Consider the following 13902-nt stretch of genomic DNA (forward strand, 5'->3'; position numbering starts at 1 on the left):
CCACCAATTCTGGCGAGATTCCCCCTACCTGTCATGCCCCGATTTACCCGACCATTGCCCACGCGGCACCCAGAACAATCACAAGAATGGAGAGAGACAGATGAAGCATGGCATTGCGCGAGGCGCGACCACGCTCGCCACGCTGGCGTTGGCAGCCACCGCGCTGACCGGCTGCGCCACCGGCGGCGGATATGGCAGCGGATATGGCAGCGAGCAGGGCCTGAGTGCGGAGATCCGGCGCACGTCGTACGGCATTCCGCACATCCGTGCCAACGACTACGCCGGCGTGGCGTTCGGCATGGCCTACGCCTACGCGCAGGACAACGTCTGCCTGATGGCCGACCAACTCGTCACGGTCAGCGGCGAGCGTGCCGCCGTGTTCGGCCCGGACCAGACCACCGAGGTCTCGTTCAAGCGCATGCGCAACAGCGACGCCGACGCGTTCTTCCGCGCGATTCTGGACGACGAGGCCCTGCAGGCCGGCATGGACACGCAGTCGCCCGAGGCCCGCGAACTGCTGCGCGGCTACATCGCCGGCTACAACCGCTATCTGCGCGACACCCCGCCAGCGCAGCGCCCCGCCGCGTGCCGCAATGCCGCGTGGGTGCGGCCCGTCACCGCGCTGGACATGGCGCGCCTGGCCGAGGAAAAGAGCATCCAGGCCAGCGCCGGGGCGCTCGCGGCCGGCATCCTGGCCGCCGCGCCGCCCGCCGCCGGCAAGGCTGCGGCGCTGCCCGAGAAACTCGATGTCGCGGCGATCGATGTCGAGGCCGTGAACCGCGACCTCCAGCTGCTCGATCCGCCCATCGGCAGCAACGGCTGGGCCTTCGGCAAGGCCGCCACGGCCAACGGGCGCGGCCTGCTGCTCGGCAATCCGCACTTCCCGTGGACCACCACCAACCGCTTTTTCGAAGCCCACCTGACCGTCCCGGGCAAGCTGGACGTGATGGGCGCGTCGATTGCGTCCTTCCCCATCATCAGCATCGGCTTCAACAAGGACGTGGCGTGGACCCACACGGTGTCCACCGCGCGCCGTTTCACGCTGTTCGAACTGAAGCTGGCCGAAGGCGACCCGACTACCTACCTGATCGACGGCAAGCCGCACAGGATGACCACGAAGACCGTGCGCTACGACGTGCGCCAGCCGGACGGCACGCTGGCGGCGCGCACGCATACCTTCTATATGACCGAGTACGGGCCGGTGGTGGCGATGCCGGCCGCCGGCCTGCCGTGGACTGCCCAGCGCGCCTACACGCTGCGTGACGCCAACCGCAACAACATGCGCGCCATCGACACGTGGCTGGACATTGCCCGCGCCGGCAATGTGGGCGATGTCCGCCAGGCCATCGGCAACCTTGGCATCCCCTGGGTCAATACGATCGCCACGGATCGCCACGGCCGCGCGCTGTTTGCCGATGTGTCGGTCACGCCGAAGGTCTCGGCGGCGATGCTCGGCCAGTGTGCACCGGCCGGCGATGGCGCCGCGCTGGCGAAAAAGCTGCTCGTGGGCACCGGCATGGTGCTGCTGGATGGCTCGCGCGCCGCGTGCAACTGGACCGTGGATGCCGCTTCGCCGGTGCCGGGCCTCGTGCCGCCCTCGGCCATGCCCGTGCTGGAGCGCGACGACTTCGTGGCCAACAGCAACGACAGCTCTTGGCTGACCAACCCGGCGCAGAAGCTGGAGGGCTTCTCGCCGGTGCTCGGGCCGCAGGGCGTGCCGCAGCGGCTGCGCACGCGCGTGGGCCTGATGGAGATCGGCAAGCGGCTTTCGGGCGTGGATGGGCTGCCCGGCAACCACTTCGACGTGCCGAGCCTGCAGGCGGTGCTGTTCCGTGACCGCAACCTGGCGGCTGAAATCGTGCTGGACGACCTGCTGCGCGCCTGTGCCGGCAAGACGGCGCAGGCCGATTCGGATCTGCGTGATGGCTGCGCGGCGCTGGGCAGGTGGGACCGCCGCAGCAACGTGGAGAGCCGCGCGGCGCCGCTGTTCCGCGAGTTCTGGATGCGCGCGCACACCATCCCGAATGTGCATGCCGTGGCGTTCAACGCGGCGGACCCCGTCAACACGCCGCGCGGCCTGCGCATGCAGGACAGTACGGTGGGGCCGGCGGTGTTCAAGGCGCTCAAGGATGCGGTCGGGGCCATGCACACGGCCGGATTTGCGCTCGATGCACCACTTGGCGAGGTTCAGGCGGCGATTTCACCGGCGGGCCGCATCGCGCTCCACGGCGGCGAGGAGTACGAGGGTGTGCTGAACAAGCTGACCAGCCAGCCAGTGTCGGCGCAGGGCCTGCACGTCTACTTCGGCACCAGCTACGTCCAGACCGTGGGGTTCGACGATCACGGCCCGGTGGCACAGGCGCTGCTGGTCTACGGCCAGTCAGTGGATCCGAATTCGCCCCACGCCTGGGACCAGATGCGGGAGTTCTCGGCCAAACGCTGGATTTCGCTGCCGTTCACGGAACAGGCGATTGCGGCGGACCCGCACTTCACCGTGGTGAAGCTGAGTCAATAAGGCAACACTGCATCACTTCTATCCCCAAAGCCACCGCCCGGTTCCTGCCGGGCGGTTTGCTTTTTGCTGCAATGCACATTGGGATCTTGCGTTTTGTATCGATCGCTCTATAATCCGTTCCATACCGACCGATACAAAACGGAATTATCATGGCAAGACCCCGGCAATTCGACGCGGCAGCCGCGCTGGCCGCCGCCCAGAACACCTTTCTGGACAAGGGCTACCAGGCCACCTCCACGCGCGAGCTGACGCAGGCCATGGGCCTGACCCAGCCCAGCCTCTACAACGCGTTTGGCGACAAGCGCTCGCTGTTCCTGCTGGCGCTGGATGACTACCTGAACAAGTCGCTCCGTGCCCGCATTGCGCGGGCGGAGGCAAACCATCCGCCGGCGCAGGCCATTGCGGCGTTCTTCGGCGAAAGTGTGGAGCGCGCGCTGGCTGACCCCCAGCATCGCGGCTGCATGCTGATCAATGCCTCGCTGGATGCCTCGTCCGACGACCCGGCGCTGCGCGAGGTGGTGGCCGAGGAGCTGGACGATCTACGGGCGTTCTTCGAACGTTCCGTGCGCGCCGCGCAGGCCGCCGGCACGCTGGATGCCGGTTTCGTCCCCGAAGACGTGGCCGCCAACCTGCTGGCCGTGCAGGTGGGCTTGCGCGTGCTGTCGCGCGTGATGCCCGAGCGCCCGCTGCTGGAGGCGATGGTGCGGCAGGCGTTGTCCATGCTGAACCTGCCAGCCATGCCCCCGCCATCGTGTTGATGCTGATCCGCTGAGGGCCCCGGGCCCGCCTCGCATTCCCCCTGATTTATCCGTCAACGTGCTGCCGGCGCAGCACGGGGGCGGCGTTCGTCCCCAAGGAGTTCCGTCATGTCCCAAGATGCCGCCACGGCACCACCACCCACTGCGATCCGGTCCCCGGGCAATGCCACTGGCACGGACCGCGCGCTCGATGCCCGGGCCCTCTATGCCGCGCTGGCCGGTCTCTGCGCAAGCCTGGTCGCCATCGGCCTCGCACGCTTTGCCTACACGCCGCTGATTCCCCCGCTGATCCACGCGCACTGGTTCACAGCCGCCGATACGGTCACGCTCAGCGCCGCCAACTTCGCGGGATACTTCGCTGGCGCGCTGTTTGGCCGGCCAATCGCGGCGCGGCTGTCCAACCGCCATGCGCTGCGCTGGCTGATGGTGGCCGCCACGGCGGCGTTCTTCGCCTGCGCGTTCCCGGTCTCGGTGAGCTGGTACTTCGTCTGGCGCTTCCTGTCCGGGCTGTCCGGCGGCGCGATCATGGTGCTCGTGGCGACGGCCATCCTGCCCCATATCGCACCGGCGCGGCGCGGTTTCGTCAGCGGCATGATCTTTCTCGGCCTCGGGCTGGGTATCGCGGCATCCGGCACGCTGGTGCCGGCGCTGCTGACGCTGGGGCTGCGCGAGACGTGGCTCGGCCTTGGCGCGCTGTCGCTGGTGCTGACGGCGGCCAGCTGGTTCGGCTGGCCTGCCACCGATGCGCCGGCAGGCACGCCGACCCCGCCCGCCGGGCATCCCGAAATTGGTGCAGCGCTGCGCGCCGAGCGGCCCACGCTGCGGCTGCTGAGCCTGCAATACGCGGCCAACGCGCTGGGGCTCGTGCCGGCGATGGTGCTGCTGGTGGATTACGTGGCGCGCGGGCTGGGGCAGGGCGCCAACGTGGGCGCCGGCTATTGGGTGCTCTATGGGGTGGCGGCCATCGCCGGGCCGCTGGTCTCCGGCTTCCTGGGCGACCGCATGGGCTTCCGCAACGCCTACCGGCTGGCGCTGCTGCTCCAGGCCCTGGCCGTGGGGGCGCTGGCGCTGTGGGACGGCCCCGTGGCCATCGTGGCGGCCACCATCGTGCTCGGCGCGTTTACGCCCGGCGTGGTGCCGCTGATGCTGGGCCGCGTGCACGACACGCTGCCGCACGACCCCAGCGCCCAGCGCGCCGCGTGGAGCCGCGTGACCAGCGCCTTCGCGCTGTTCCAGGTGCTGGCCGGCTACGGCTACTCGTACCTGTTTGCGCACACCCACGAGAACTACGCGCTGATCTTTGCCTGCGGCGCGGTGGCCTTCGTGATTGCGCTGGGGGCCGATCTGGCGCTGCGGGGCCGGGTGCGGTAACGGTGGGTGGCGCCGTACCGGTGTTGCGCGCAAGGTTTTCCGCGCGCCACTACAATCGGCAAACATCGTGGCACCCGCGTACACCTGAATACACCTGAAGGCATCCGAAGGAACCTGTTCATGTCCCAACTTTTCACACCCTACAAGATCGGCAATCTCGAACTTGCCAACCGCATCGCCATTGCGCCGATGTGCCAGTACTCGGCCGACGAGGGCTCGGCTACCGACTGGCACATGATTCACCTGGGCCACATGGCGCTGTCCGGTGCCGGGCTGCTGATCGTCGAGGCCACGGCGGTGTCGCCCGAGGGGCGCATCTCGCCGGACGACCTCGGCCTGTACACCGACGCCAACGAGGCCGCGCTGGGCCGCGTGCTGGACGCGGTGCGCAAGTACTCGCCCATCGCAGTGAGCGTGCAGCTTGCGCACGCGGGCCGCAAGGCGTCGAGCCAGGCACCCTGGGAGGGCGGCGCGCAGATCCGCCCGGATCAGCCGCGCGGCTGGCAGACGGTGGCGCCGTCGGCGGTGCCGCATGGCGCGGACGAAGTGCCGCCCGTGGCGCTGGACAAGGCCGGCATGCGCAAGGTTCGCGACGATTTCGTTGCGGCGGCCAAGCGTGCCGCGCGGCTCGGCATCGATGGCATCGAGGTGCACGGCGCGCACGGCTACCTGCTGCACCAGTTCCTGTCGCCGCTGGCCAATCATCGCACCGACGAGTATGGCGGCAGCCTGGAAAACCGCATGCGGTTTCCGCTGGAAGTGTTCGATGCCGTGCGCGAGGCGTTTCCCGCCGAGCGGCCCGTGTGGATGCGCGTGTCCGCCACGGACTGGGTGCCGAACGGCTGGGACATCGACGGCACGCTGGCGCTGTCCCACGCGCTCAAGGCACGCGGGTGCGCGGCGGTGCATGTGAGCACGGGCGGCGTGTCCCCGCTGCAGGCCATCAAACTCGGGCCGGGCTACCAGGTGCCTTACGCGCAGCGCGTGAAGGCCGAGGTGGGCCTGCCGACGCTGGCTGTGGGCCTGATTACCGAGCCCGAGCAGGCCGAATCCATCGTCGCCAACCATGAGGCCGATGTCATCTCGATTGCGCGCGCCATGCTCTACGACCCGCGCTGGCCGTGGCACGCCGCCGCCAAGCTCGGCGCCAGCGTGGACGCGCCGAAGCAGTATTGGCGCTCCCAGCCGCGCGGGCTTGAAAAGTTGTTCCGCGACGCGCATTTCGGTCAGCGCTGATCCGCTTCACGCCCGCTCGCCCGGCGCGCCTGATCCACCTGATGCATCAGGCGCGCCATGCCAATCCATTCTCCGATTCCCGCTTGCCGCCTAACCTGCGCTGACGCTGGCGCACGGGGCGCCGCGCAGACGAACATGCGGAGGCAGGGATCATGGCAGTGCTTTATGACATCAAGGTGGAGGGCGGGGCGTCGCAGTGGTATGGCGTGATCTCGGTCACGAATATCCGTAACGCCGATGGCAGCGCTGTCCGCGTCAACGACTTCCTCGGCATGGGGTTCCATTCCCCGGCATCGGTGCAGCCTACCGACTTCAATCCGCAGTTCTGGATGTGGACGCCGACGACGGCGGAGACCACGAACGAGCAGATCGACAGCCAGACCTGGGACGTCACCGCCAAGCTCATGTTCTAACTGGGCCACACCTTCGCCGCCCAGGACAAGATCAATATCGGCATCAATGGCGACCTGACCGGCCCCGGCGCGGCCGACTACCTGTCGTCTTTCGCGCTGGCCGCGGATACCCTGCCGGATACCAATGGCATCGTCAGCGTGCAGGCCTACTCGGCGCCCGATGAGCGCCTGTATTCCGCCGCCCAGACCCTGTACTTCACGCAGGGCACGCAGGTTCATGTGGAGACGGTGTCCCCGGGCACGACCACGCCGCTGGCGCTGCCGGCCGGCACGTATACGGTCACCGCCAGCCCCCTGTCGAACTACGCCGGCACGGTCGTGTCCACCGCCCACGTGCAACCGTCGACGGTCACGGTCACGCCGGGCACCACTTCGGTCATCATGGTGCTCTATGACCCGGGGACGTACACCGCCGCGCTCGATATCTCGATTGGCGACATTCCCGTGCTGGCCGACGAACTGCTCGACGTCACGGTGGTGCCCCGCAGTGCCGTGGATCCAATCGCCGCATTCTCGACCCCGCCGGGGCATCTCACGCAGTTGCGCGGGCTGCCGCTGCTCGGCGTGGCGGACATCAACGTGGCGACCATCGCGGTGAACAATGTTCGCCACAGCTTCCCGTCCCAGCACCGTACGCTCGAGACCACGCTCCAGTTCGTTTCGTTCACGGCCGCCGACATGCGATCCACGCCGGTCAACACCAGCACCTTCGTGACGCTGCCCGTCGTCATCACGTCCGACGTGACCGTCACGGCCCCGCTTGACGTGCGCCTGGTGGCGCCGAACATGAGCTATCACCAGACCTTCCACCTTGCGGCGGGCACGCATAGCTACAACCTCGCCGTGCCGGTGGAACCGCAGACGTACGCCGTGGAAGTGTCGGACTTCATCTTCGACGGCGTGGTGTACAACACGCAGGCCGCGGACCACCTCGTGGTGCTGTCCACGGGCAAGACGCAGCTGCATATCGACGTCTCGCAGGGCGCCAGCCTCAAGGTGCGCGGCTTCCCCGATTTCCTGAGCTTCGGCGGCTGCGCCGACCTCACGCCCGGCAATGCGGTGGACTTCGTCGCGGCGCGCGCGTCGTCGGTGTTCAAGTACGCGGGCTTCGACGGGGCAGGCGACCCCGGGCAATACCTGTCCGACGATGCGCAGACCACGCGCACCATCCTGCTGGCACGCGATGTGGAGAAGCAGATCGGCGGCGGGCACAAGGTGCTGCCAGTGATGGTGTCCTATACCTGCAACCTGTCCCTCGGCGACACGCCCACGCAACTCGCCAACACACAGGGCCTGGCGCACAGCTTCGGCAACCTCATCCTGTCGCTGAACCTGGCGAAGGCCCACACCGATGTCGACCATCCGGTGCCGTGCGGCTTCGTCGTCAACCCAGACTTCCTCGGTGCCTGCCAGCAGGGCGGCTTCGCGCCGGACTACGCCATGCCGGTGCGCGAGCCGCTGCGGCAGGCCCTGGCGCACTGGAAGGTCGTCGCCACGATTCCGCAGAACATCGAGGAGAACATCCGGGGCTACGTGGCGGCTGTGAACTGGCTGATCCGCACGGTGGCGCCGGCGGTTACCTTCGGCTGGCAGGTCAACCTGTGGGGGGTGGGGGCCTCCGAGTGGATCTACGCGTCCGATGACTCACCGGTCCGCAACGCGCGCGTCACCGCCGCCTATGTGCGGGCGCTGAAGGTCCACGAGGGACCGAACGCGCCGGACTTCCTCGCCGTGGACCGCTACGAGGCCGACGACTTCACGATCCGCGCCTATGCCAACGGCTATTGCTACTGGGTGCACGAGTGGAAACGCTTCTTCGACTTCTGCGCCGAGCTGAGCCGCGATCTCAAGGTGCCGATCATGCCGTGGCAGGTGCCGGCCAGCCACGCGCCGCTGGTCACGGACCCGGTCAACGACGACTTCGACACGCAGAACTGGGGCACCGGCGGCACCTATATCCTCGGCGATCCGGGCATTGGCGCGGACTACCACAACATCAACCCGAAGATCATCGCCCTGCAGTTCCCGGACGCCTTCCACTGGGCGATGGGGACGAGCGCCGAGGACATGTTCGAGCGCTCGGTGCCGTTCGACGTCAGCGCGCCGGCCTATGGCGACTTCCCGTATCGCGGCATCTTCACGCTGCTGCTGGGCGGCGGCGCCACCACGGGCATCATCTCGACGGTGGGTGACGACACGTCCTTCGTGCGCGACAAGCTGAACGCGTACATGGACCATCCGATCCCGTTCGGCAACGACGCGGCGTCGCTGGGCGCGCCTCGTCCGCAGCGCCGGCTGCGGCGGCGCGGAATGGTGCGGTGCGGCAGATAAGGCACGCGCCATAGGCGATGAGCCCGGCGCGGCACGAGCAGGGATTTCCATGATTGTCACGACCCGGTGAAGTGACGACCATGGGCTTCAATAGATTGCGTTGGGCAGTACCGCGGGCGCCCCGATTCGAGCCAGCCCGCCATCACAGAAGTAGTCGAAGAACGAACTCTGGGAGACATCCATGCAAGTCTATGACGGCCTTGTTTTTGCCTGCGCCATGATGCTGATCTGCGCCTACGCGTATCTGGGCGTGCAGTCGCAGAGCCTGGCGCTCAAGTACGGCTCTCCGGCCATCGTCGGCGTGCTGACGATCGCCTACGCGCTGCTGCCGATGCGGATGGTCGGCTGACCCTCCGCACCGCCTGTTCCTCCGGTTCTGGCTGACGCTAGCGTAGCGACAGCCAGATCGCCTTTGGCTCCGTGAAGTTCTCGATGGCGGCGTCACCGTGCTCGCGCCCCAGGCCCGAGTCGCCCGAGCCGCCCCACGGCAGCCGCACGTCTGTATAGCCATAGGTGTTGATCCACACGGTGCCTGCGCGCAGTTCGCCGGCCACCTTGTGCACGCGCGCGATGTCCGCGCTCCACACCCCGGCCGCCAGGCTGAACGCGGTGCCGTTGGCGATGCGCACCGCGTCTGCCTCATCGTCGAACGGAATCACGCTGGCCACCGGGCCGAAGATTTCCTCCTGCGAGATCCGCATCTCGTGCTCGACGTTGGCGAACACGGTGGGCGCCACGTAGAAGCCGCGTTCGCCGATGCGTGCGCCGCCGGTGACCGCGCTCGCGCCTTCTTTCTTGCCAATCTCCACGTAGTCCAGCACGGTCTTCATCTGCGCCGCAGAGACCACCGGGCCCATGGTCGTGCCGGGTTCGGCCGGATCGCCCACGCGGATGGCGCGGGCGCGTTCCGCCATGCGCGCCACCACTTCGTCGTAGACCTGCCGCTGCGCCAGGATGCGCGAGCCCGCCGAGCACACCTGCCCCGCGTTGAAGAAGATGCCGGAGGCCGCCGCGCGCGTGGCGGCGTCCAGGTCGGCATCGGCAAAAATTACATTGGCGGACTTGCCGCCCAGCTCCAGCGTCACGCGCTTGAAGTTGGCCGCCGCGCCCTGCATGATGCCGCGCCCCACGCCCGGCGAGCCCGTGAAGGTCACCTTGTCGACGCCCGGATGCGCCACCAGCGCGTTGCCCACCACGCTGCCCTTGCCCGTGACGATATTGAACACGCCCGGCGGCACGCCGGCCTCCAGCGCCAGCTCGGCCACGCGCAGCGCGGAGAGCGGGGTGATCTCGGCCGGCTTGACCACCAGCGTGCAGCCGCACGCCAGCGCGGGGGCGATCTTCCACATGCCGATCATCAGCGGGAAGTTCCACGGCACGATGGCCGCCACCACGCCCACCGGCTCGCGCACGGTATAGGTCAGCGCGTCGTTGCGGGCCGGAATCACCTGGCCGTTGATTTTGTCGCACCAGCCGGCGTAGTAGCGCACGGTGTCGATGGCCGCCGGCACGTCCTGGCGCCGCACGCCGGCCAGCGGTTTGCCGGCGTCCTGGCTTTCCAGCTGCACCAGTTCCTCGGCATGGGCCTCCAGCAGGTCGGCGAAGCGGTAGAGAATGCGCCCGCGCTCGGCGGCACGCATGCCGTTCCAGACCTTCAGCGCGGCGCGTGCGGCCTGCACGGCGCGGTCCACATCGGCGGCATTGCCCTGCGCCACGCGGGCGATGGGTGCCTCGGTGGCGGGATTGATGTCAGTGGAGTATTCGCCACTTCCGGGCGGCACACGCTGGCCGTCGATCAGCAGATCATGGGTCGGCAGGTCGCCGGATGGGGACAAAGTCATGGAAGGCTCCTCGCTGCTGGGTCATTGTTGGGGATGACGTGCGCGTTGGCCGGACGAGTTGCGGTGCCGGGCCCGCTTCTGCCTTGCAGTGTGGTGGCGGTGCTGATCTAAGTCCAATTAATAGGACTGATTCATTCATGCTTTTAATGCATGAATAGGGGTGGGACTTATTGTTCCGTCCGCGACCATTCACCCGGGTCGATTTCCACCCAGCGGGTGTCGCGCAGCAACGCGCTGATGGCCGCGTGGAGCTCGCCTGGCACCACGGGTTTGTGGAGCAGGGCCGTGCCGCCGGCATGGGCATGCCGCAGGCGGTCGGCGGCGGTGTCGCCGGTGATGATGATGGCCGGCAGCGCGCGGCCCACGCGCGCGCGGATGGCCGCCATGGCTTCCTGCCCGGTGCGATGGCCGCGCAGGCGGTAATCGGCCAGGATCAGGTCCGGCGTGAAGGCGTCCAGCGTGGCCAGCGCCTCCTCCTCGCTCTCGGCGGTGCGGCAGTGGCAGTGCCAGACCGCCAGCAGCCCGGCCATGGCCTCGCGGATGGCCGGATCGTCGTCGATCACCAGCACGCGCAGCCCGTTCAGCCGCATCGCGGCGCGCGGGTGGGCCACTTCCTCGGGCGCGCTCCAGGCCAGCGGCAGGCGCAGCCGGAACACCGATCCGCGCTCGGGCGTGGAGGACAGCGTCACGCGCGTCTGCATCGTGCGCGCCAGCCCTTCGACGATGGCCAGCCCCAGCCCGAGCCCCTTGCGCTGGTCGCGCTCCGGATTCCCGAGCTGGTGGAACTCGCGGAAGATGTCGCGGTGCTGCGCGGCCGGAATGCCGATGCCGGTGTCCCAGACTTCCACCGACACATGGAAGCGGCGCGTGCGGCACGCCACCAGCACGCCGCCCGTGCGCGTGTAGCGGATGGCGTTGGCGATCAGGTTACGCAGGATCAGCTCCACCAGCGTGGGGTCGCCGAACAGCGTGGCGGTGGTGTCGCGCGTGCGGTAGACCAGCCCGCGCGCATTGGCCTGCGGCGCGAACTCGTTCTCGAGCTTGTACAGCAGGGGCTGCAGGCGGAACGGGCGGGGCCGGGGCGTGATCACGCCCGCTTCCAGCTTGGAGAAATCGAGCAGCGTGTTCAGCATCTCCCGGGCCGCGCCGGACGAGGCTTCGATGTGGGCCAGCAGCTGGCGCTGGTGGTCATCGAGCTGCGTGCGGCCCAGCGAGACCAGGAACAGCCCCAGTGCGTGCAGCGGCTGGCGCAGGTCGTGGCTGGCCGAGGCCAGGAACACCGACTTCGCCCGATTGGCTTCCTCGGCCTCGCGCTGGGCGTGGCCGGCGCGCGCGGTCTGGTCGCGCAACTGCGAAATCAGTTCGACGTTCTCGAAGCGCAGCGTAATGGCATGCCGCGCCACGCGCGCGTAGTTGCGCGCGAAGATCATCAGCACCACCAGATAGAGCGGCGTGCCGAGGAACATCGGCAGGTAGGCGATATCGCCCGTGGCCAGGAAGACCATCCAGACCGGCACGATCGACGGGATGAAGAAGCCCACCGCCACCGGCAGGCAGGCGGAGAACACCGCCAGCGCCGCCGCGCTCATCCCGGCGATCAGCGACAGCACGCAGATCACCACGGCCGGGGAGCGGATATCGAGGTAGAGCCAGGCCACCAGCCCCCACAGGCTGCCGATCAGCACCAGCATTGCGGTCATGACGCGCGCGTAGCGGCCCGAGCCGGACTCGGTGAGCCGGTTCGGCACGGCCAGCCGGCCAAAATAGGCCGCCGCGCAGGCCAGGGTCATGCCCGTGGCCCAGGGCAGGGCGCCGGGGTGCCCGCCGGTGATGGTCAGCCCGCTGGCCAGGATCAGCGCGGCCAGCGCGCAGCCCAGCATGGCGATGCCAAAACTCTGGTCGATCAGCTCCATCTGCGCCGTCAGCAGGCGCGGCTCGTCGTAGCGCGGGAGCAGGCCGAAGGAAGTCGATGTCATGCGAATGCCGGCGGGCAGTCAGCGTTGCGCCTGCACCAGCCCGCGGCGCTGGGCTTCGAGGATGGCTTCCACGCGGCTGACCACGCCCAGGTGGTCGAGAATGGCCGCCACGTGCACGCGCACGGTGTTCTCGGACAGCCCGAGGTGATAGGCGATGACCTTGTTCGAGCGCCCCAGGTTGAGTTGCCCCAGCACCTCCAGCTGGCGCGGCGTGAGCTGGCTCGGCGCATAAGACGCGGCCTGCGGGGCGCCATTCAGCCCGTTCAGGCCATCGAGGCAGCCGCCGTTGCCTTCCGTGGCGAAGTGCGTGCCGCCGGCGAGGCAGCAGGCAATCGCTTCCTCGATCTCGCGTGCATCGGCGGACTTGGGCAGGAATCCGGCAATGTCCTTGCGCGCCTCGGCCGGAATGGCGTCCAGCCCGGAGGTGCCCGAGACGATCAGGAACCTGGCTACGGGAAAGTGACGTTTAAGTACCTTCACGCCCTCGATTCCGTTCAACCCCGGCATCTGGATGTCCAGCAGGACGATGTCCACCGGCTTCTCGCCGTGCTGTGCCACGGCCTCCATCACGGAACCAGCCTCGATGATCGTATCCACGCTCGGGCTGTCAGCGAGCAACAGCTTGAGCCCGGTGCGGAACAGGGTGTGGTCATCGATCAGCAGCAGGCGGGCACGGGGCATGGAGGGCAGGGGGCGGGGGAGGAAACGATTGGACTCGATTCCGGCCAGCTTGTCCATGCGGGGCGTTGCGCAGACGCCCGGCTAGTCCGGAAAGATTATTGGCACTCGCGTGCCGGGGTGCGAGGATCGCCACGTGGACGAATTCCGCGACTTGTCCATACCACTTTGGATACCCACTCCCTCCCGGCAGTGGGTATTTTTTTGGGTTCCGGCTCGTGTGCGCGTCTGGCGCCTATAAATGTAAGCGACGGCCACATGCTTGTTAACCGTTCACGGAATCCCTCTGGCCGGTGGTTGCCGTCAACGATCAGTCGGCTGAAGCGCTTTGGCCTTCCTCACACTGGTCTTCAACGGATGGGCCTGGTTCGCCATGAAGGGTGTTCACATTCTTTTCGCGACCTGTTTAGGGTTGGCTGCCTGCGTGTCCACTGGCGTCGATGTGAAGCAGGAACAGTTATCGCACTTCATGATCGGCTTCTCCACGCTCGACGACGTGACCGGGCAACTTGGAAATCCAACCTGGCGAGCATCCCTAAGCAGCGGCTCGACGGTCCTGATCTATTCGTTTGCCAGCTCCCGGCCGCATCCCGAGAGCTTTCTGCCGTTTATTGGCCCGCTGTTCTCAGGAGGCGAGATCCGGTCGGTGATGGTCCTATTCGAGTTCGACCAAAACGGCGTCCTCCGTAGTGACGGGAGGACGACATCCAGTAGCGTTTCAGGCTGGAGCGTGTTGCCGCCCGGCACCCTGCCGTAACGGTCGTCCGCATTCCCGCATCCCCG

The 13902-nt window shown here is 67.8% G+C and carries 11 protein-coding genes; 8 read left to right on the forward strand and 3 right to left on the reverse strand.

Annotated elements, in window-relative coordinates:
- Positions 1 to 100: 100 nt before the first annotated feature.
- From AB4120_RS24500 to AB4120_RS24530, 7 genes are all read left to right on the forward strand, one after another.
- Entirely contained in the window at positions 101 to 2515 is a 2415-nt protein-coding gene (locus AB4120_RS24500; protein ID WP_149137962.1) for an acylase, read from the forward strand.
- Positions 2516 to 2664: 149 nt separating this feature from the next.
- Complete coding sequence (locus AB4120_RS24505; protein WP_149137961.1) at positions 2665 to 3273, forward strand: TetR/AcrR family transcriptional regulator; 609 nt, start codon at positions 2665 to 2667, stop codon at positions 3271 to 3273.
- A 108-nt stretch (positions 3274 to 3381) separates the two neighbouring features.
- Entirely contained in the window at positions 3382 to 4644 is a 1263-nt protein-coding gene (locus AB4120_RS24510) for a YbfB/YjiJ family MFS transporter (RefSeq protein ID WP_149137960.1), read from the forward strand.
- A 120-nt stretch (positions 4645 to 4764) separates the two neighbouring features.
- Positions 4765 to 5880 (forward strand): NADH:flavin oxidoreductase/NADH oxidase, encoded by a 1116-nt coding sequence (locus tag AB4120_RS24515; protein WP_149137959.1) that lies wholly within the window; start codon positions 4765 to 4767, stop codon positions 5878 to 5880.
- A gap of 152 nt (positions 5881 to 6032) precedes the next feature.
- A complete protein-coding gene (locus AB4120_RS24520) occupies positions 6033 to 6293 on the forward strand; it encodes a hypothetical protein (protein ID WP_187645265.1) in 261 nt (86 codons plus the stop codon).
- A 138-nt stretch (positions 6294 to 6431) separates the two neighbouring features.
- Positions 6432 to 8624 carry a hypothetical protein gene (locus tag AB4120_RS24525; protein ID WP_441642964.1) on the forward strand — a complete coding sequence of 731 codons (2193 nt, stop codon included), beginning with the start codon at positions 6432 to 6434 and terminating at the stop codon, positions 8622 to 8624.
- A 181-nt stretch (positions 8625 to 8805) separates the two neighbouring features.
- Positions 8806 to 8973: a hypothetical protein gene (locus tag AB4120_RS24530; RefSeq protein WP_187645262.1), complete on the forward strand. Its 168-nt coding sequence runs from the start codon at positions 8806 to 8808 to the stop codon at positions 8971 to 8973.
- 37 nt (positions 8974 to 9010) lie between these two features.
- Here the strand turns inward: AB4120_RS24530 and AB4120_RS24535 are convergent, their stop codons facing one another.
- The 3 genes from AB4120_RS24535 to AB4120_RS24545 form a co-directional block, all read right to left on the reverse strand.
- Positions 9011 to 10465, reverse strand: a complete 1455-nt coding sequence (locus tag AB4120_RS24535) for an aldehyde dehydrogenase family protein (RefSeq protein WP_149137958.1) — start codon at positions 10463 to 10465, stop codon at positions 9011 to 9013.
- Positions 10466 to 10632: 167 nt separating this feature from the next.
- Positions 10633 to 12441, reverse strand: coding sequence for an ATP-binding response regulator (locus tag AB4120_RS24540; protein WP_149137957.1), 1809 nt, complete (start codon positions 12439 to 12441; stop codon positions 10633 to 10635).
- A gap of 18 nt (positions 12442 to 12459) precedes the next feature.
- A complete protein-coding gene (locus AB4120_RS24545) occupies positions 12460 to 13122 on the reverse strand; it encodes a response regulator transcription factor (protein WP_149137956.1) in 663 nt (220 codons plus the stop codon).
- A gap of 370 nt (positions 13123 to 13492) precedes the next feature.
- Here AB4120_RS24545 and AB4120_RS24550 point away from each other — a divergent pair, with 370 nt between their 5' ends.
- The gene (locus AB4120_RS24550; protein ID WP_149139278.1) at positions 13493 to 13876 is read left to right on the forward strand and encodes a hypothetical protein; all 384 of its coding nucleotides are present in this window, start codon (positions 13493 to 13495) and stop codon (positions 13874 to 13876) included.
- Positions 13877 to 13902: the final 26 nt, after the last annotated feature.

It is taken from the genome of Cupriavidus sp. 2KB_3 (assembly GCF_052115685.1).
GTDB lineage: Bacteria > Pseudomonadota > Gammaproteobacteria > Burkholderiales > Burkholderiaceae > Cupriavidus > Cupriavidus campinensis.